18 protein-coding genes are annotated in these 19,503 nt (G+C 31.4%); 3 read left to right on the top strand and 15 right to left on the bottom strand.

Translation table 11 applies throughout. From position 1 onward, the window contains the following. Positions 1 to 75: 75 nt before the first annotated feature. The 14 genes from WHD08_RS18460 to WHD08_RS18395 all read right to left on the bottom strand — a co-directional run bounded on the left by WHD08_RS18460 (position 76) and on the right by WHD08_RS18395 (position 15,978). Positions 76 to 1,401 (bottom strand): sigma-54-dependent transcriptional regulator, encoded by a 1,326-nt coding sequence (locus WHD08_RS18460; RefSeq protein WP_208889755.1) that lies wholly within the window; start codon positions 1,399 to 1,401, stop codon positions 76 to 78. A 3-nt stretch (positions 1,402 to 1,404) separates the two neighbouring features. Further along, positions 1,405 to 2,505 carry a sensor histidine kinase gene (locus tag WHD08_RS18455; RefSeq protein WP_165733562.1) on the bottom strand — a complete coding sequence of 367 codons (1,101 nt, stop codon included), beginning with the start codon at positions 2,503 to 2,505 and terminating at the stop codon, positions 1,405 to 1,407. A 23-nt stretch (positions 2,506 to 2,528) separates the two neighbouring features. Next, positions 2,529 to 4,436: an acetate--CoA ligase gene (gene acs, locus WHD08_RS18450; RefSeq protein WP_240915493.1), complete on the bottom strand. Its 1,908-nt coding sequence runs from the start codon at positions 4,434 to 4,436 to the stop codon at positions 2,529 to 2,531. Positions 4,437 to 4,517: 81 nt separating this feature from the next. Next, positions 4,518 to 6,413, bottom strand: coding sequence for an acetate--CoA ligase (locus WHD08_RS18445; protein WP_244183283.1), 1,896 nt, complete (start codon positions 6,411 to 6,413; stop codon positions 4,518 to 4,520). Further along, the gene (locus WHD08_RS18440) at positions 6,410 to 6,634 is read right to left on the bottom strand and encodes a hypothetical protein (RefSeq protein WP_208889756.1); all 225 of its coding nucleotides are present in this window, start codon (positions 6,632 to 6,634) and stop codon (positions 6,410 to 6,412) included. Before WHD08_RS18440 ends, WHD08_RS18445 begins: the two co-directional genes overlap by 4 nt. 71 nt (positions 6,635 to 6,705) lie before the next feature. After that, positions 6,706 to 7,071, bottom strand: coding sequence for a response regulator transcription factor (locus tag WHD08_RS18435; protein ID WP_165733564.1), 366 nt, complete (start codon positions 7,069 to 7,071; stop codon positions 6,706 to 6,708). Between the two features lie 16 nt (positions 7,072 to 7,087). Next, positions 7,088 to 9,778: a sensor histidine kinase gene (locus WHD08_RS18430; protein ID WP_165733565.1), complete on the bottom strand. Its 2,691-nt coding sequence runs from the start codon at positions 9,776 to 9,778 to the stop codon at positions 7,088 to 7,090. Next, positions 9,771 to 9,965, bottom strand: a complete 195-nt coding sequence (locus WHD08_RS18425) for a hypothetical protein (RefSeq protein ID WP_165733566.1) — start codon at positions 9,963 to 9,965, stop codon at positions 9,771 to 9,773. The genes WHD08_RS18430 and WHD08_RS18425 overlap by 8 nt, the downstream gene beginning before the upstream one ends. Positions 9,966 to 10,075: 110 nt before the next feature. After that, positions 10,076 to 11,845: a sodium:solute symporter family protein gene (locus WHD08_RS18420; RefSeq protein WP_165733567.1), complete on the bottom strand. Its 1,770-nt coding sequence runs from the start codon at positions 11,843 to 11,845 to the stop codon at positions 10,076 to 10,078. 34 nt (positions 11,846 to 11,879) lie between these two features. Continuing rightward, a complete protein-coding gene (locus WHD08_RS18415) occupies positions 11,880 to 12,140 on the bottom strand; it encodes a DUF4212 domain-containing protein (protein ID WP_165733568.1) in 261 nt (86 codons plus the stop codon). An 11-nt stretch (positions 12,141 to 12,151) separates the two neighbouring features. Beyond that, a complete protein-coding gene (locus WHD08_RS18410; RefSeq protein WP_208889757.1) occupies positions 12,152 to 13,366 on the bottom strand; it encodes a hypothetical protein in 1,215 nt (404 codons plus the stop codon). Between the two features lie 107 nt (positions 13,367 to 13,473). Further along, on the bottom strand, positions 13,474 to 13,893 hold the full coding sequence (locus tag WHD08_RS18405) for a transposase-like zinc-binding domain-containing protein (protein ID WP_165733570.1): 420 nt from the start codon (positions 13,891 to 13,893) through the stop codon (positions 13,474 to 13,476). Between the two features lie 164 nt (positions 13,894 to 14,057). Then, positions 14,058 to 14,411 carry a DUF779 domain-containing protein gene (locus WHD08_RS18400; protein WP_208889758.1) on the bottom strand — a complete coding sequence of 118 codons (354 nt, stop codon included), beginning with the start codon at positions 14,409 to 14,411 and terminating at the stop codon, positions 14,058 to 14,060. 67 nt (positions 14,412 to 14,478) lie between these two features. Continuing rightward, positions 14,479 to 15,978, bottom strand: a complete 1,500-nt coding sequence (locus WHD08_RS18395; RefSeq protein ID WP_208889759.1) for an aldehyde dehydrogenase family protein — start codon at positions 15,976 to 15,978, stop codon at positions 14,479 to 14,481. A gap of 208 nt (positions 15,979 to 16,186) precedes the next feature. On the opposite strand from WHD08_RS18395, the gene WHD08_RS18390 reads away from it, so the two are divergent. From WHD08_RS18390 to WHD08_RS18380, 3 genes are all read left to right on the top strand, one after another. Next, complete coding sequence (locus WHD08_RS18390; RefSeq protein ID WP_208889760.1) at positions 16,187 to 17,104, top strand: AraC family transcriptional regulator; 918 nt, start codon at positions 16,187 to 16,189, stop codon at positions 17,102 to 17,104. 60 nt (positions 17,105 to 17,164) lie between these two features. Continuing rightward, positions 17,165 to 17,935: a sulfite exporter TauE/SafE family protein gene (locus WHD08_RS18385; RefSeq protein ID WP_208889761.1), complete on the top strand. Its 771-nt coding sequence runs from the start codon at positions 17,165 to 17,167 to the stop codon at positions 17,933 to 17,935. Between the two features lie 64 nt (positions 17,936 to 17,999). After that, complete coding sequence (locus WHD08_RS18380; RefSeq protein ID WP_165733575.1) at positions 18,000 to 18,797, top strand: TerC family protein; 798 nt, start codon at positions 18,000 to 18,002, stop codon at positions 18,795 to 18,797. Between the two features lie 83 nt (positions 18,798 to 18,880). Here WHD08_RS18380 and WHD08_RS18375 read toward each other — a convergent pair whose 3' ends face one another. Further along, positions 18,881 to 19,471: a phospholipid scramblase-related protein gene (locus WHD08_RS18375; protein WP_208889762.1), complete on the bottom strand. Its 591-nt coding sequence runs from the start codon at positions 19,469 to 19,471 to the stop codon at positions 18,881 to 18,883. Between the last annotated feature and the right edge of the window lie 32 nt (positions 19,472 to 19,503).

The raw sequence follows: 19,503 nt of genomic DNA, 5'->3' as shown, positions 1-19,503 counted from the left end.
GGTATTTATTACAAAAAAAAACAGTTGAGGAAATATTCCCCAACTGCTACTTTTTTACTCGTTTTTAAAATGTATTTATTTTAATTTTTCCCGGAGTGTTTTTCTATCAATTTTAAGAATCTCTGCCGCCTTGGTTTTATTATTATTTGTAGCTACTAAAACCTTTAAAATATAGTTTTTTTCAAATTCTTTTAAAGACAACAACTTATCTGTTTTAGAAAAATCGATTTGATATTTTATATGCTCTGGCAAGTGTTCTACATCTACATTTCTATCAGACATAATAATAGCTCTTTGTATTACATTTTCTAATTCCCGAATATTACCTGGCCAATAATAGTTTTTTAGAACCTCTAAAGCTTCAGGTGTAATCTTTAAAAAACGGTCTTTGTATTCTATTCCGTATTTGAATAAAAACTTTTCTACCAATAGCGGAATATCAGAACTCCTTTCTGTTAAAGTTGGTACCTTAATTTCTACAACTGTTAATCGGTAATACAAATCTTCTCTGAAACGCTTTTTTTCAATTAAATCTTTTAGATTGATATTTGTTGCAGCAATTACTCTTACATCCACTTTCTCTGCTTTTTGAGAACCAACTCGTACCACTTCTTTTTCTTGTAAAACGCGCAATAATCTTAATTGAGTTGCTAAAGAAGCGTTGCCAATTTCATCTAAAAAAATAGTTCCATTATTGGCTGCCTGAAAAAAGCCTTTTCTATCTTTTTCCGCACCCGTGAATGCTCCTTTTACATAACCAAATAACTCTGATTCCAATAAATTCTCTGGAATTGCTCCGCAGTTTACGGCAACAAAAGGTGCTGAGGAATATTTACCCATATAGTGAATAGAACGTGCCACCAACTCTTTTCCGGTTCCACTTTCACCATAAATAAAAACTGTTGCTTTGTTATTTTTTAACCGATCTATTACGTCAGTTACTTTTCTCATTGCAGGCGATGCTCCTATCAATTCGCCATACGGTTTATGAGTTTCAGCTACTTTTATCTTAGTAACTCTATCTTCTTTAGACTTTGTTTCTAAAGATTTTAAAACTGCCTTTTTAAGTTCTTCTTTTGTAAAAGGTTTCGTAATATAATCTACTGCTCCAGATTTCATTACTTCTAAAGCTCCTTCGATTGAAGGAAAACCTGTAACTACTAATTTTGGAATTTTAGGATAATGCTCAGACGTATATTTAATTAATTCTAAACCATCCACATCTGGCATTTGCAGGTCTGTAATTAATAAATCTATAGAAGTATCTTTTAAAATTTCTAATGCTTCCTTAACAGATATCGCTTTATAAGTATGATAATTTAAAGATTGTAAATGCCTTTGTATGAGTTCTAAAATAAGAAGGTCATCATCTACAATTAATATATTTTCTTTGTTTAGCATCTTTTAACTTTTGGGAAAACTAACAACAAAAATAGCACCTTTTGGCGAATTTGGTTGATGAATTATAGTCCCTTTATGACTTTTAATAATTCCGTGTACAACACTTAAACCTAAACCAGAACCATCTCCGGTGGGTTTGGTTGTAAAAAAAGGATTAAAAATATTTTCGGAATTAGCTGGTTCTATTCCTGTGCCTTCATCAGAAATTCTAATTTGTACATTTTTAGTTTTTTCAATAACATTAATATCTATCTTTCCTCTTTCTGGTGAAAAGTAAATAGCATTAATTACCAAATTAAAAATGACTTGGGTTAACTGAATTTTATCAACTTTTAAATAAATTTCATCACTTGAAAAAGTAATATTACAACGTATGTGTTTCTTGTTAAAACTAGGCTTTAACAAACTAATTGCCTCATTAATAATAATATTGATATCTACAGACACCATTTGCTGAGGCATTTCACAAGAAAAAAACATTAATTTTTTAACTACTTCCCTAGAATAGATGGCACTATTTATTATTTTTTTCAAGTCTTCACGCCCAACTTTATCTCCTTTATATTGTTCTTTTAATAATTCTGAAAAACCTAAAATGTTCGCTAAAGGTGTGTTTAATTCATGCGCAATTCCCGCAGTAATTTCTCCTAAAATAGTGAGTCTACCAACTCTTTCAATTTGTCTTTTGGCAATCTCTTCTTTTTCATTGATTTCTTTTCGTTCTAAAAAATCGCCAATTTCTGAAGCAATCTGGTGTAACAATAGCTTTTCTTCTTCTAAAAAAGAGTTTTCAGAAAATTTTTGCTTCGAATAACCTATGGTTACAGATCCTTTAATTTTTCCAAAAGATTTTATAGCAGAAATAATAAAAATAGCATCTTCCCTTTTTTGTCCTTCAACAAAAACAAAATTATCTACTTTAATTTCTACAAATGCTTCTTCAGGAAATCTAACTGCTTCTTTTAGACTTAGGGCTATTTCTTTTAATAATTCTTTTAAATCATTAAAACCGCTATCTTTAATTAAAGAACTAACTCTATACAAACAAGTTAGTTCTTTAATTCTTTCTTTTAATTTATCTTCTAACGTAATCTGATTTTCCATTTACAAATAAAAAATATATCTAATTACTTTCTATTATCAATAATACTTTGCACTATTTCTGGATTTAACAGCGTACTTGTATCTCCTAAATTATCCATTTCGTTACAAGCTATTTTACGTAAAATACGTCTCATAATTTTTCCAGAACGTGTTTTTGGCAATCCTTCTGTAAACTGAATTTTATCTAATTTAGCAATAGGACCAATTCTATCTGTAATTAATTGATTGATTTCTTTTTCTAAATTATCATGATTTCTATATTCTCCAGCATTTTTTAAGGTAATATATCCATACAATGCACTTCCTTTAATATCATGTGGAAAACCAACAATGGCAGATTCTGCAATTGCAGGATGTTCGTTAATAGCATCTTCTATTGGTGCAGTTCCTAAATTGTGTCCAGAAACAATAATTACATCATCTACTCTACCTGTAATTCTATAATACCCAACCTCATCTCTCAGCGCTCCATCACCAGTAAAATACATGTCTTTATAGGCTGAAAAATAAGTCTCTTTATATCGTTGATGATCTCCCCAAATAGTACGTGCAATACTTGGCCAAGGAAACTTGATACACAATCTTCCTTCTACTTGATTTCCTTTTAATTCTCCTCCATTTTCATCCATTATTGCAGGCTGAATTCCTATAAATGGTAAGGTTGCATATGTTGGTTTTGTTGGGGTTACATAAGGAATTGGCGTAATCATAATTCCACCAGTTTCTGTTTGCCACCAAGAATCTATAACAGGACTTTTTCCCTTACCTACATTATCATTGTACCAGTGCCATGCTTCTTCATTAATTGGCTCACCAACAGACCCTAGAACCTTTAAAGATGATAAATCATACTTATCTAATAATTCTGTTCCGTGTTTTGCCAAAGCTCTAATTGCGGTTGGGGCTGTATAAAATTGATTGATTTTATGTTTTTCTATAATATCCCAAAAACGACCAAAATCTGGATAACTTGGTACTCCTTCAAAAAGTACGGTTGTTGCTCCGTTTGCTAAAGGTCCATAAACAATATACGAGTGTCCCGTAATCCAACCAATATCTGCCGTACACCAATAGACATCGTTTTCTCTGTATTGAAATGCATTTTTAAAAGTATATGCCGTGTACACCATATAACCTGCTGTTGTATGCACCATTCCTTTTGGCTTTCCTGTAGAACCAGAAGTGTATAAAATAAACAAAGGATCTTCTGCATCCATTATTTCTGGGCTACATTCTTTAGAAGCGTTGTCTAATAATGGTTGTAACCATTTATCTCTTCCTTCTTTCATATTGATATCTGCCTTGGTTCTTTTTGCAACCAATACATTTTCTACTCCAGGACAATTTTCTAAAGCTTCGTCTACGATTCCTTTTAAGTCGATTGATTTTTTCCCTCTAAAAGAACCATCTGCAGTAATAACAATTTTACAATCAGAATCGTTAATTCTAGTTGCCAAAGCTGTTGATGAAAAACCAGCAAAAACAACAGAATGTATCGCTCCTATTCTTGCACACGCTAACAAAGAAATTGCTAATTCCGGAATCATAGGAACATAAATACAAACCCTATCTCCTTTTTTAATTCCATGCTCTTTTAAAACATTGGCAAATTGATTGACTCTTTCTGATAATTGTTTATAGGTAATATGTTCTGCAGGTTCATTCGGATCATTAGGTTCAAATAAAATTGCAGTTTTGTCTGCTTTTGTAGACAGATGCCTATCAACACAATTTTCTGTGATGTTTAATTTTGCTCCTTCAAACCATTTAATCTCTGGTTTAGAAAAGTCCCAATCTAACACATTGTCCCATTTTTTTCTCCATAAAAAATGCTCTTCTGCTATTTCTTCCCAAAAAACTTCTGGTTCTCTTATAGATTTTCTATAGACTTTAAAATATTCTTCTAAATGTTTTATGTGGTAATTACTCATACTTATATTGGTTTTATTTTTTAAGGCATTTTTATTACGAATGCCAATTTAACAAGTTAGTTTTATATTTTGTTTATTTAATTATTTATAAATTCCTATGTGATTTTTCTGATAAACGCTTTTTATTTCGGCTATAATCGAGATATCATCAATTGTAGACGGAATATTATACTGCAAGTCATCCGCAATATTGCGTAACAATTTACGAAGAATTTTCCCACTTCTCGTTTTTGGCAATCTATTTATAATTAATACATCTCTAAAAGACGCAACAGCACCAATTCCATGACGCACATCTTGTATAATTTCCTTTTGAATTTGTATTTGATTATATCCATCTCCCTTTTTTAAAACGACTAATCCCAAAGGTTTTTGTCCTTTAATTTCACAATGCACGCCAAAAACAGCACATTCTGCAACCGCTTTATGAGATGCTAAAACTTCTTCCATTTCTGCGGTAGACAATCGGTGTCCGGCAACGTTTATAATATCATCTACTCTTCCGGTAATAAAAACATATCCATCTTCGTCTTTGTAGCCGCCATCTCCTGAAAAATAATATCCAGGAAATCGATGTAAGTATCCCATTTGAAAGCGTTCTGGATTGCCCCAAAGATTCATTAAAGTGCCTGGAGGCAAAGGCAGTTTTACTGCAACAAATCCTTCTAAACTAGAAGCGACTTCTTCTCCTTCTTCATTTAATATCTGAATATCATACCCACAAACAGGAAAACTTGCAGATCCTGGTTTTACTTCTTGCAATGCTACACCAACCATATTCGCTACCATTGGCCAACCACTTTCGGTTTGCCACCAATGATCTATAACCGGAACTTTTAAATGTTCTTTTGTCCAAGTTAAGGTAGCTACATCACAACGTTCTCCTGCTAAAAACTGATATTTCAAACTCGATAAATCGTATTTTTTAATCATCCTTCCATTAGGATCTTCTTTTTTGATTGCTCTAATAGCCGTTGGAGCCGTAAACATCACTTTTACTTTATGCTCACTAATTACGCGCCAAAAAGTAGATGCATCTGGCGTTCTAATTGGTTTTCCTTCAAAAAGCACCGTTGTGTTTCGGTTTAATAATGGGGCATATACAATATAACTGTGTCCTACCACCCAACCAACATCACTTGCAGCCCAAAAAACATCTCCTTTATCTACTCCATAAATATATTTCATAGAAAATTTTAAAGCAGTTGCATAACCTCCAGTATCTCTAATAATTCCTTTTGGAGTTCCTGTGGTTCCTGATGTATATAAAATATATGAAGGATGTATAGACGCTACTGAAATAGGTTCTATGGAAGCAGACTTTTCAACTAAATCCGTATAATCTACATCGTAACTTTTCACTGATACTTCTACCCCTAATTTTCTATCGAAAACAATTACTTTTTCTGGCTTATTTACTGATTTCTCAATAGCGGCATCTACATAAGGTTTATACGGAATTATCTTCTCTATTTCTACTCCACTAGAAGCAGTAATAATTGCTTTTGGCTTACAATCATCTATTCTGATAGCCAACTCATGCGGAGCAAAACCTCCAAATACAACCGAATGAATAACGCCAATTCTAACACATGCCAACATTGCATAGATTGCCTGCGGAATCATAGGCATATAAATAATACAAGTATCTCCTTTTTTTAATCCTAATTGTTGTAACCCACCTGCAAGTTTAGATACTTCGTGATGCAATTGATGAAAGGTAATATGCAGTTTTGTATTGGTTACTGGTGAGTCATAAATAATGGCGTTTTGATCTCCAAAACCATCTTTAATATGTTTATCAATACACAAGTAACTTAAATTAAGTTCTCCATCTTCAAACCATTGATAATAGTTCTGTTTGTCTTTTGATAAAATAGTAGTCGGTGTTTTATACCAATCTAATTTATCTGCTTGTTTGCCCCAGAAATCTTCTGGATGAAGAATACTTTTTTGATAAAATTTTCGGTATTTCATGATCTCGCTTTTTTAGAATTAAGCAAGCCAAACCAATTAGGTTTTAATATTTTAAGTTTAATAAGCGCCCAAATAATGGTCACAAAAGAAAGTCCTAAAACTACCGAAAGTATAGGATCTATGTTTCCGTTATCTTCAAACTTAAACCTAAAATACAATGTACTTACTGCATAGATACTGATAAAAATATCTGATGCAAGCGGATTTAGTTGAAATTTCATGTCTTTAAATTTTAATTAAACATTGTTTGTTTGCACACAAAATCAATATTTAATAGCGTTAAAGACTCTCTTTAATGTAAAAGTTCCAATATTTCTGAAACTAGTTTTTTTACTGAAAAAGGTTTTGTTAAATACTTATCTGCTCCAAGTTTTAAACCTTTTTCAACGTCTGAAGCTTTATTTTTTGCCGTTAAAAAGACCACTTTAGTATCTTTTAAACTAACCGTATTTTTTATATGTTGTAAAGTTTGATATCCATCTACGTTTGGCATCATAATATCTAACAAAACAATGTTAGGCGTTTGATGTTTTAATATCTCTAAAGCTTCACTTCCATCTCTTGCAATATACACTTCAAAATCTTGTTTTTTAAAAGCGTATTCTAATGACATTACAATATTTGGCTCGTCATCAACAATTAAAATTTTCTTCTTCATACTTTACGTGAACAATTTACTTAAAAGGGATGGTAAAAACAAATATTGCTCCGTTTTTAACACCTTTTTTTGCCCAAATTTTACCATTATGTTTATCAACAATTTGCTTGGTAATTGCCAACCCCAATCCGCTACCTTGTGGTTTTCTAGTATTTTGATGTTTAGATTGATAAAATTTATCAAAAATAAACTCATGGTCTTCCTCTGGAATTCCTTTACCATTATCAGATACAGAGATTTCTACAACAGCATTTCCTAATTTATAATCTATTTCAATTTTACCGGTTTCTGGTTGACAAAACTTAATGGAATTAGAGATTAAATTGGTTAATACTTGTAAAATCCTATCTTCATCATAATTCACTTTAAAAGAATGTACATTCTTCACCACTATTTTCACTCCCTTTTTTGTGGCAATTTGAGTAGTACTTCCAATTGCTTTGGTAATTGTTTTTTGAATGTCTAGATATTCTAAATCTAAATTTAATCTTCCTGTTTCTAGTTTCTCAAAATCTAGAATATTATGAATTAAACGTCCTAACCTTTCAGAATCCTGTAAAATATTTTTTAAGAATTGTGCTTTCACTTCTTTCGGCATATCATCCTCTTCATCCATCAACAATTCTGTAGCTGCACGAATCCCTGTAATTGGTGTTTTCAATTCATGCGCAACGGTGTCTAAAAATTCGTCTTTTTGCTTGTCTTTACTGATCAACTCTTCATTCGCGTCTTTTAATTGAATTGATAATTGAGATAATTCATTTGACTTTTCTAGTAAAACCTTATTATTTACAATATGTTCTTTAGATTCTTCTAAAATTTTTAACACCTCTACCAAACTAATTTGTTCTTCTTTTACGACACTTGCAATCAATATTTTTGCGGATGCAGAACCAATGCTTCCTGTTAATAATTTTTCTGAAAAATTAATTAACCGTGCATCTCCCAATTGCGTATTTGGTGGTAATTTATATTTGGTGAAAAATATTTTAAGTGCACGAGTAGCACGTTCATCACCTAAAAAACGAACCAATACATTTTTAATATCCGAAACATAAGCCTCTCCTTTCCATACAAAAGCATTCTCTTGAAGTGAGGTAAAACTCTTACTGTCTACAAACATCTCTGCATAATTTCGTTCTCTATAATTTCCTTTAGAAACTAATGAAAAGACTAAATAACTCATCAAGTTAAATGTTAGACTCCAGAAAAACGCATGTGCTGGCGGACTTAAAAAATCGATACCAAATAATGCGTTTGGTTTTAAAGCAGTAATACCAAATAAACCATATTGTATAAAATCAGCCGTACCTGTAATCGTTTGTAAAGTAAAAGGTAAGACCAAGGAATAAGAGGCAATAAAAACCCCTATTATAATTCCGATAATAGCCGCTTTAGAAGAGCCACGATTCCAGAATAGGCCAATAAAAAAAGAAGGTGCTAATTGAGCAATGATTACAAAAGAGATTAACCCTATAGAATATAAGGAAAGTTCTTTTGAAAATAATACATAAAAGAAATAGGCAGAAATAATAATGGTAAAAATGGAAATACGTCGTATATTTTTAATGTATTTAGAATTTCTTTCTGGTTGGTTTTTTATAAATTTATCTAAAAACCCATAAGGGATAATTAAGTTATTACTTACCATGGTTGACAATGCCAACGTAGAAACTACCACCATAGAAATAACTGCAGAAAAACCACCTAAAAAAACAAGCGTAGCTAAAAATGAATTTCCATTTTCTAACGGAAGTAGCAAAGAATAGTACTCTGCATTTTCTATAGAACCAAACGTTAATTTACCAGCCCAAGCTATAAAAATAACGAAGATATTAAACAACAATAAATACAATGGAAATAACCAAATTGCTTTCTTTAAATGTTTTTCTCTATTGTTTTCTAGCACCGAAACTTGAAACTGACGTGGTAATAAAAAGATGGACATAAAAGATAAAGCAATCATAAAAAACCAACTAAAACCTTCTTCTAATCCACTTAAAGTAGTGAGTTCTATAAAATTTTCTGCTTTCGAAATTTTATCATAAATATCCGTTGTACCATCAAACAAGTAAAAAGTAATATACCCACCAGCAATAAAGAAAAAAACCAATTTTAAAACCGATTCAAAAGCAACTGTAGCAACAATACCTTTGTGTTTTTCTGATGCATCCGTATTTTGAGTACCAAAAAAAGCAGCAAAAATGGCTAATAACAAAGCAACGTAAAAAGTAGAATCATCAAATATAGAAGTTGAAACATAACTTGTTTCATCAGACATGATTTCAAAGGTTTCAGAAACTGCTTTTAATTGTAAAGAAATATAAGGCAATGTCCCGAAAAGACATACAACAGTTACCAAAGCTCCTAAAAATCGGTTGTTTCCGTAGCGTAAAGAAATAAAATCTGCAATGGAAGATATTTTATGTTGTTTAGAAATTCTAATAATTTTTCGAAGTACAATAATCCATAAAGGAGCAGCAATTACAGGACCTAAATAAATAGGCAAAAAGTGAATACCAGAAGTAGCTGCAATACCTACGCTCCCGTAATACGTCCAAGCAGAGCAATATACTGCAAGAGACAAAGTATACACATAAGGATTATTTACCCATTTGCTTTGTCGTTTTTTTTCAGCAAAAAAGGCAATGTAAAACAACACTGCTAAGTAGATAATAATGATGGTTATTAAAGTAAAACTATTCATAATGACGATTTAAAACGATATATGAAATTACAATGGATAATAACCAAGCAGAAAATATGGAAAAATAAAAAGTAGGAATACCATAAACCGCTCCTTCAAAATTAAAAATTAGGACAAATGGTATATTAAAAATAAAAAACAATGCAATTGATAATACAATTAACTTCTGCTCGTGTCTTTTTTTCATTGATTTACTTTATTCCTTAAAAATAATAAAAAAATCAGCATTACAAGTTGTAATGCTGATTTCTAACTAACGATTTTACCTTTATTTGTTTATTTTTAAAATAATAGCGCTTAATGACCTGAAGCTTCTCCAGCACCTGAAGGAATTCTTATACTTTCTACCATTTCTTGTACGTCTTGTGGTGGAGCTGCAGTCATTCTAGAAACCACTACTGAAATAACTACATTCACAAACATTGCAATGGTACCAAAACCTTCTGGAGACGTACCAAACCACCAATCTTCTTCTGTACCTCCACCAAACATGTCTAATTTAAATTTCATCATGTAAAAAAGCATCAACACAATTCCAACTACCATCCCTGAGATAGCTCCTTCTTTATTCATTTTTTTATCAAAAATACCTAAAACGATCGCAGGAAAGAAAGAAGCCGCGGCCAAACCAAAGGCTAACGCAACTACCGCGGCGACAAATCCTGGGGGATTTATACCAAAATACCCTGCGATTAAAATTGCTACAAAAATTGCTATTCTTGCAGCCATTAATTCAGCTTTATCTGAAATATCTGGTTTTAATTGTTTTTTGATTAAATCATGAGAAACAGAGGTTGAAATCACTAACAATAAACCTGCTGCTGTAGATAATGCTGCTGCTAAACCACCCGCTGCAACTAAACCAATTACCCAGTTTGGTAATTGTGCTATTTCCGGATTTGCCAATACCATTATATCTCTATCTACATACAATTCATTTTTAGCCTCTAAATTTGCGTTTGAAATTAACCTTTCACCAAACGTGCCTCTATCTTCTGTGTACACTGGTTTTTTTCCGTCTAATGCATTCCCTGCAACATACTGAATTTTACCATCTCCATTTTTATCCGTCCAAGAAATTAAGCCTGTATCTTCCCAATTCTTAAACCAAACAGGAATATCTGAATATTCTTTTTCACTTACTGTTTCAATTAAATTAGTTCTAGAAAAAACGGCAATTGCTGGCGCTGTAGTATATAAAATAGCGATTAAAAGCAACGCATACCCTGCAGATTTACGTGCATCTTTTACTTTAGGTACTGTAAAGAAACGGACAATAACATGTGGTAATCCTGCAGTTCCCGCCATTAAGGCTAACGTAATTGCAAAAACATCCCAAGTAGATTTAGAACCAGAAGTATATTCTTTAAACCCTAATTGTGTATGTAAAGTATCTAATTTATCTAATAGAAAAGTTCCGTCTTCTACAGTGCCTCCCATTCCTATTTGCGGAATTAAATTCCCGGTCATTTGTACTGATATAAAAAATGCAGGTACCATAAAAGCAAAAATCAATACACAATATTGTGCTACTTGCGTATAAGTAATTCCTTTCATTCCGCCTAAAAGGGCAAAAACCAAAACTACCGTCATACCAATTAAAACTCCATACACAATATCAACTTGTAAAAATTGAGAAAAAACAATTCCTACACCTCTCATTTGTCCTGCTACATATGTAAAAGACACAATTAAGGCACAAATTACAGCCACTGTTCTTGCGGTGTTAGAGTAATATCTGTCTCCAATAAAATCGGGTACTGTAAATTTCCCAAACTTACGTAAATAGGGGGCTAATAATAATGCTAACAACACATAACCACCAGTCCATCCCATTAGATAAACAGAGCCATCATACCCTGCAAAGGAAATAATACCTGCCATACTAATAAATGAGGCAGCACTCATCCAATCGGCAGCGGTTGCCATACCATTTGCTAAAGGAGAAACACCTCCACCAGCCACATAAAATTCTTTTGTAGAGCCTGCTCTAGCCCAAATTGCGATTCCAAAATATAGGGTAAAAGAAATCCCTACTAATATCCAGGTCCAAGTTTGTACACTCATAATTTTTTATTTTATATTTAGTTAAGGATTAGGATTACTCGTCGAAACCGTATTTTTTATCTAGTTTATTCATTAATCTTATGTAGACGAAAATTAGAATTACGAACACATAAATAGATCCTTGTTGGGCAAACCAGAATCCTAGTTTAAAACCTCCAAGTCTAATTGTATCTAAGGCTTCTCGGAATAAAATTCCGCACCCGAAGGACACTACAAACCATATTATAAGTAGTATTGTTAAATACTTAATATTCTCTTTCCAATACGCAGAAGCGTTTTCTTGTTTATCACTCATGTTTTTCGTTTTTATAAATAAATCATTGCTTGTAAGGTTACAGCACTTGTTGAAGTACCATAATCTTGATGTTGATACTCTAATGTTAATTTGGAATTATGCCCACTCATAAAAGCGTTCATACCTACACCTAAAACATTTCTATTGCTTGTAGTGGCATCATAACTATTACTTCCATAAGAAAGATAAGGTTGAAATCTTGTTTTAGTTTTATCTCCTGCAAACACATAACCTACATGACTATAAATCATATTTCCGGTACCGTAAGCGCTGTATAGATAATTTTCTCCGTAGTTGTTAGATTGATAGGTTGCATAGGCAGTAAGTGCACTTCCATCATCTCCTAGAGGAGTATCATAAAAAGCATCGATAGCAAAAATGGAGACATCTTCTCCTACAGGATTACCACTTTCTAGTTTTACAGTTCCATTAGGATGCACGAAAAAACCAGCCCCTATATTAAACACTTTTTTTCCTCCAAGATAAGTTCCTACTTTAAAAGGTAAAAAGTTAGATTCTTGATCTAATAGGTTATATTCAAAATATCCTGCAAAAGTTTTTCCTGCATCTTTAGTTCCTAATAAATTTGCGCCTCCATAGACTGTTTGTCCGCTTAGAGCAGGTCTAGCATCTAATCCATTTGTAATGGCATCATTAATAGCGATTCGATATTGTAGTTTACCAAATTTTCCTTTCATAAAAACACCAACATGTCTTGCAAATTGATCTGACAAACCTATAGTAGCCCAAGACTGACGATTATTATCGAGCGTCATCATATTTAAAGTGCTTTGGTTATTCAATCTAGAAATACCGTTAAAATAATGTAAACCTGCTCCAATAGCATGTTCATTACTTAAACTGTATTGCACCCATGCATCGTGTAAAAAAAGTTGAGAACCATCTCCTTTACCTGTAGGTGAAAGTGTACCTGCATTTAAACTGTTTAAACCAAAATGAGTTAAGATTAAAAACTTATCGGTAATTTGAGAGAAAAGCATTATACGTGCTCTTCTTAAATTAAAACTTGTTTTACTGGAAGTTGCAGGTGCATCATTATTATAAGTTGCTTGTACTTGCGCCCAAGAAATTAAACGAAGATATTTTTTACCATCCTCATCAAATTTAATTTTTAGTCCGCCATTATAGTCTGGAGAGCCTTGTGCAACAAGAAACTGAAAAGAGGACAGAAAAAAAACTAGTTGTAGTAATTTTTTGTTTTTCATAAATGTAGTTGTTTAGCTAGTAAATAATTGATTTTGTGTGCACTGCTAAACTCGGAAAAACAATTAATTAACAAAAAACTACTATATTTATTTGTTAATTAGATATACTAATCTTTAAAACGCTCCCATTTAATCAACATAAACTTATCACCTAACTCTGTAACCACAACTCCTGCTCCTTTTATATTTTCTGAATTACTGAAATAAACACCTAGTTCTGTAGCATTTAAAATTTTATAGGTAGAATGATATTTAGAATTATAAGGCCTTTTTATGTTGTATTTTTTTACCCAATTCATAATACTTACATGAGAGACTCCTAAGATGCGTTCTATCTCTCGATAGGTCAATCCTTCTAAATATAGCTGTAAAGATTTGTTTACATAATAATCATCTATTTTCTTACCAATCTTATTTACCGTAAAAAAGTAATTGCATTTTTTACATTTATAACGTTGTCTATTGTTAACAATACCACTTTTAATGTAGCTATCTGAACTGCAATTTGGACATAAATCTATAGTCATATATATTAATTTAGCATAAATATAGTAATTTAGCAATAAAAACTCATTTAACTTGTTAAAAAACAAATAATTACTCATAAAAAAAGCTTTAAAACAGTGAATAACACTAATTTTTAAAGCTTATATTATTAAAATGAAAATCTAAAGACTACTGTATACTGTTGTTAATTTCCAAAAAAGGAGGCTTCCTCTTTCGTGAATAATCTAGAGTGAATAAAAAAACGAAGTCCTAATGGAATTTCTAAAGAAAAACTAGCACCTCTACCTTCCGTTATATCAACTGTTAAATGTGTGTGTTTCCAATATTCAAATTGATCTTGATTCATATAAAAATTCACACCGTTTAGAGTTCCTAAAAGAATATCACTTTCATCTAAATACATGTCTCCTTTTTCAAAAACCATTGGTGCAGAACCATCACAACAACCACCACTTTGATGGAAAATTAATTCGCCATGTTTCTCTTTTAATAGCGCTAAAATCTTAGTCGCCTTTTCTGTAATTGTTACTCTTTCCATAATTTATTGGTATTAAAAAAGACTGAATTAATTTAATAATTCAGTCTTTAAGATTAAAAACTAACTACTAAAAGAATCCTAATTTATTTTTATCATAAGAGATTAACATGTTTTTAGTTTGGCGATAATAATTTAACATCATTACGTGGTTTTCTCTACCAAAACCAGATTTTTTATATCCACCGAAAGGTGCATGTGCAGGATACGCATGGTAACAGTTTACCCAAACTCTACCGGCTTTTATTGCTCTAGGAATTTGATATAATTGATGCGCATCTCGTGTCCAAACGCCAGCTCCTAAACCATAAAGTGTATCATTTGCAATTTCTAAAGCTTCTACTTCGTCTTTAAACTTTGTAACACAAACTACGGGTCCAAAAATTTCTTCTTGAAAAACTCGCATTTTATTATGCCCTTCTAAAATAGTTGGCTTAATGTAGAATCCATTTGCTAAATTACCTTCTAATGCATTCGCAGAACCACCTGTTAAGACTTTTGCTCCTTCTTCTTTACCAATTTCTATGTAGGATTGTATTTTTTCGTATTGATCTTTAGATGCCTGTGCACCAACCATAGTATTTACATTATACGGATTGTCTTGAACAATAGCATTTGTTCTTTCTACAACTCGTTTCATAAACGCGTCGTAAATATCTTCTTGCACTAAAATTCTTGACGGAGCTGTACAAACTTCTCCCTGATTAAAAGCAAATAAAACAGCACCTTCAATTGCTTTGTCTAAATACGCATCATCATGATCCATTACCGAATTAAAAAATACGTTTGGCGATTTACCACCTAATTCCATCGTTACCGGATTTAAGTTTTTAGACGCATATTGCATAATTAATTGTCCGGTTGTAGTTTCTCCTGTAAAAGCTACTTTATCTACTTTAGAACTAGAAGCCAAGGGTTTTCCTGCTTCCGGACCAAAACCGTGAACAATATTGATAACTCCTGGCGGAAAAACATCTGCTATTTTCTCCATTAATAAAGTTGCAGAAGACGGTGTTTGTTCTGCTGGCTTTAAAACCACACAATTACCAGTTACTAGAGCCGGAGGTAATTTCCAAGACAACATTAATAAAGGAAAGTTCCAAGGAATAATTTGCCCAACAACTCCTAAAGGTTCTTTAATTGTTAATGATAAAGTATGCTGATCTAATTCTGACGCGCCTCCTTCTTCCGAACGAATACAAGCTGCAAAGTAACGCCAATGATCTACTGCTAAAGGAATATCTGCATTTAAAGTTTCTCTTATTGGTTTTCCGTTATCACACGTTTCTACCAAAGCAAACTCCTCTAAATTAGCTTCAATAATATCTGCCACTTTGTTTAGCATTGTTGCTCTTTCTGTGGCAGAAGTATTTCCCCAAGCTTCTTTTGCGGCATTGGCTGCATCTAAAGCCAATTCTACATCTTCTTTTTGAGAACGTGGATATTGTGCTATAAAACTATTATCTATTGGTGAAGTATTATCAAAATACTGTCCGCCTATTGGCGCTACAAATTTTCCGTTGATAAAATTGTGATACTTGTCTTTAAACTTAGGTTTAGAATAACTCATAATTTAGTGTTTTTATATATGGTTCAGCCTCTTTATACAAGAGAACTATTAATTAGTATATTGATAATATTAGCGGTTAAATTATAATACATTATCAATTTATGTAAAGTTATTTTATTACATTCACTATAAATTGAACATATTTATTATATTGTAGAACAATTCTATTATTCCGAACAAAACACTGTTAAATTATACCCAACTGTTTATGAGCTACTTATTAGATATTCACAAAAAAAACAGAAAAATAACTACTTTAGTAGAAAATAGAACCACTTATAATACTGACTACGCAGAACTTAACATTTTTGAAACCCATACTTATGCAGAAAAAGTATCATTAACGTTTCAATTCCCAATTATAGCAAGCATGCTTACCGGAAAGAAAATTATGCATATTGATGGCTTTGAAGCCTTTGATTTTTTTCCTGGAGAATCTGTAGTTATGCCTGCCAATAAAGAAATGATTATCGATTTCCCTATCGCTACAAAGAATGATCCAACACAATGTTTGGCTTTAGGTATTGATGCTTTTAAGATTAATGAAGTTGTAGAAAAATTTAATCAGCATGTTGCCATAGAAAACAAAAACAATCAATGGAATTTAGATGAAACCTCTTCACACTTAATAAACAACACAGATGTAAACCATTTGATAAAAAGGCTAACGTATACTTTTACAAACAACAACAAATCTAAAGATGTATTGGTAGATTTAATGATTCAAGAATTAATTGTTAGATTGTTACAAACCAAAGCAAAGTCTTTAATTATTTCTAATGAAAATAATGCTTTTAGCGATACCAGAATTGGAACTGTTATTAAATTTATAAAAGAAAACTTAACCAACAAAGATATTAGTGTAGATGTTTTGGCAAAAAAAGCACACATGAGTAGTTCTCACTTTCACAAACAATTTAAAAACACTTTAGGTATTTCTCCTATTGATTATATAAATTCTGAAAAGATTAAATTTTCTAAGAAGTTAATTAAACAATATAGAAATTTTAGAATGGCAGAAATTGCTTTTAAAGCTGGTTTTAATAACACAAGTTATTTTAACAGACAGTTTAAAAAAATGGAAATGATGACACCTCAACAATTTAAAAAATCTGTTCATTCTTAATTTTTAATCGATTTTTACTTTACCTTTATTTTGTTTTAGAAAACACCTTAAATTTAAAAATTGATTATAGACTTACTGTCCAATTATTGGCATATTATTTTACTTTTCTTTACTGTTGCAATCCTTTATTCTTCCGTTGGTTTTGGCGGAGGTTCTAGTTATTTAGCAATTTTAGCACTAACAGGCATCGTTTTTACCCAAATTAGAGCCACTGCTTTATTGTGTAATATTGTGGTTGTTTCTGGAAATGTATTCTTTTTTCTACAACAGAAAAAATTGAACTTAAAAAAAATAATGCCGGTTGTTTTACTTAGTGTTCCTCTTGCATTTATAGGAGGAAAATTAAAAATAAGTCAGCAATTCTTTTTTATATTATTAGGCGTTACATTACTTTTTGCTGCAATTACTATGTGGATTTCTAAAAGAATAATTTCTTCGGATGAAAAAAACAACAATTCTAAACCGATTAAAAATGGACTTTTTGGCGGAATTATAGGTTTCATTTCCGGAATGGTTGGTATTGGAGGTGGTATTTTTTTAGCGCCTTTATTACACCTTACAAATTGGGACACTCCTAAAAAAATTGCAGCCACAGCAAGTGTTTTTATTCTTGTAAATTCTATTGCTGGTGTATTGGGGCAATACTCTAACCCAGATTTTATAATTGATTGGAGCTTAACTTCAATTTTATTAGTTACTGTTTTTATTGGCGGACAAATAGGAAGCAGAATGAGTAATAATTACTTTACGCCTATTCAGCTAAAAAAAGCGACTTCAATTTTAATTGCTTTTGTGGGTATCAGGATTTTATTAAAATATCTTCCTTTTTAAAAATCATTTGTTCGGGTTTTTAAATATATTTGAATTCTTAAATTAACAAATCAAAAAAAATTAAATGTTAGGAATTATTTTTACCTTATTAATGTTAGTGCTTTTACAAGCCGTTTTAGGATTCGACAACCTACTTTATATTTCGTTAGAATCTAAAAAAGCGCCAGAAGCAGATCAAAAAAGAGTTAGAAAAGTAGGAATTTTAATAGCCATTGTATTAAGAATTGTATTGCTTTTTGTATTGGTTTCTATCATCGACTTTTTTAAAGAACCTTTTTCTTTTTTATCCGGAGGAATAGAAGACATTGTTCATTTTGCTTTTAACGGACATAGTATTATTGTACTTTTAGGTGGTGGTTTTATTATCTATACTGCAATTAAAGAAATTTGGCACATGATTTCTACCAAAGGTTTGGATGTAGATGATATGGCTACAGAAAAAAAATCTAAATCTGCAAATGCAGTTATTACAAGTATTGTAATTATGAACTTAGTTTTTTCTTTCGATTCTATTTTAGCTGCAATTGGTCTTACAAGCGAAATAGAGAACGCTACAACAGCTTTTATTGTAATGGCAATAGCTATTGTAATTAGTGGTTTATTAATGCTTATAATGGCAGATAGAATTTCTACTTTCTTATCTAAAAACAGAATGTATGAAGTACTTGGTCTGTTTATCCTTTTTATAGTTGGAATTATGCTAGTTACAGAAGGCGGACATTTAGCACACATTAAACTTTTTGGAGAAGAAATTGTACCAATGAGTAAAACAACCTTCTATTTTGTATTGGCAATTTTAATTATTGTTGATGTTGTACAAGGAAAATATCAGAAGAACTTATTAGCAAAAGCTAAAAAATAAGTCTTAATTATAGAGTTTAAAAAAGTCGTTGTATGTATTTACAACGACTTTTTTTTATGTCTTTATTTAATTTCTGTACTAAATTATCTACTTTCTCTCCAAACCATATCTATTGTTATTGCACTAGCTAGAATTACTATTTTATTGGATTCATCAGTAAAACCTGCATTTAAATCTACTTTATATTTGTCTGCTGTGGTAAAAACTTCTTTTAAAGCTCCATTCCATTTTTTAGTTATGGTTCCTATTTCTTTATCAGAAGCATCATTTATTTGAAAGTTCCAAGCTTTCATATCTCCAGTAATTACAGCTACAAGTTCTTCGGATTTGTTATAAATTTTAAAAGTTGGTTTTAATAATTTAAATTTTTGTTTTATGCTACCAATAGTATTGCCTTTTGCATCATCAATACGAATTGTTGACATAAAGAAAGTCCAACCTCTAGATATAGATGCTTGTAAATTTCCTGATGCATCTTTTATCTCCAGCTGAAAAGGTAACATCGTTTTGTTTAATATGAATCTAATCGCTTTTTGTCCTGAAGTTAGTGTTTGATTTACAGAACCAACCTCATTTCCTTTATCATTAAATACTTTATAACAATTTTTAAACTTAAAAATATTGACTTTTTCGTCAATAAAATAAGTCTTTAAATCAAAAAAACTTGAATTCATTTATTATCTAATTTTTATTAATTGATATAATA

The sequence above is a fragment of the Polaribacter sejongensis genome, from assembly GCF_038024065.1.
Taxonomy (GTDB): Bacteria; Bacteroidota; Bacteroidia; order Flavobacteriales; family Flavobacteriaceae; genus Polaribacter; species Polaribacter sejongensis.
Note: the sequence above shows the minus strand (reverse complement) of the source record. Positions and strands in the feature narration are given on the sequence as shown.

Coding starts and splice junctions, on each gene's coding strand:
- acs (WP_240915493.1), bottom strand. CDS start 4,436: ATGAGTAATTACCACATAAAACATTTAGAAGAATATTTTAAAGTCTAT.
- WHD08_RS18400 (WP_208889758.1), bottom strand. CDS start 14,411: ATGGAAAGAGTAACAATTACAGAAAAGGCGACTAAGATTTTAGCGCTA.
- WHD08_RS18390 (WP_208889760.1), top strand. CDS start 16,187: ATGAGCTACTTATTAGATATTCACAAAAAAAACAGAAAAATAACTACT.
- WHD08_RS18445 (WP_244183283.1), bottom strand. CDS start 6,413: ATGAAATACCGAAAATTTTATCAAAAAAGTATTCTTCATCCAGAAGAT.
- WHD08_RS18380 (WP_165733575.1), top strand. CDS start 18,000: ATGTTAGGAATTATTTTTACCTTATTAATGTTAGTGCTTTTACAAGCC.
- WHD08_RS18430 (WP_165733565.1), bottom strand. CDS start 9,778: ATGAATAGTTTTACTTTAATAACCATCATTATTATCTACTTAGCAGTG.
- WHD08_RS18410 (WP_208889757.1), bottom strand. CDS start 13,366: ATGAAAAACAAAAAATTACTACAACTAGTTTTTTTTCTGTCCTCTTTT.
- WHD08_RS18460 (WP_208889755.1), bottom strand. CDS start 1,401: ATGCTAAACAAAGAAAATATATTAATTGTAGATGATGACCTTCTTATT.
- WHD08_RS18440 (WP_208889756.1), bottom strand. CDS start 6,634: ATGAAATTTCAACTAAATCCGCTTGCATCAGATATTTTTATCAGTATC.
- WHD08_RS18415 (WP_165733568.1), bottom strand. CDS start 12,140: ATGAGTGATAAACAAGAAAACGCTTCTGCGTATTGGAAAGAGAATATT.
- WHD08_RS18375 (WP_208889762.1), bottom strand. CDS start 19,471: ATGAATTCAAGTTTTTTTGATTTAAAGACTTATTTTATTGACGAAAAA.
- WHD08_RS18435 (WP_165733564.1), bottom strand. CDS start 7,071: ATGAAGAAGAAAATTTTAATTGTTGATGACGAGCCAAATATTGTAATG.
- WHD08_RS18420 (WP_165733567.1), bottom strand. CDS start 11,845: ATGAGTGTACAAACTTGGACCTGGATATTAGTAGGGATTTCTTTTACC.
- WHD08_RS18405 (WP_165733570.1), bottom strand. CDS start 13,893: ATGACTATAGATTTATGTCCAAATTGCAGTTCAGATAGCTACATTAAA.
- WHD08_RS18395 (WP_208889759.1), bottom strand. CDS start 15,978: ATGAGTTATTCTAAACCTAAGTTTAAAGACAAGTATCACAATTTTATC.
- WHD08_RS18455 (WP_165733562.1), bottom strand. CDS start 2,505: ATGGAAAATCAGATTACGTTAGAAGATAAATTAAAAGAAAGAATTAAA.
- WHD08_RS18425 (WP_165733566.1), bottom strand. CDS start 9,965: ATGAAAAAAAGACACGAGCAGAAGTTAATTGTATTATCAATTGCATTG.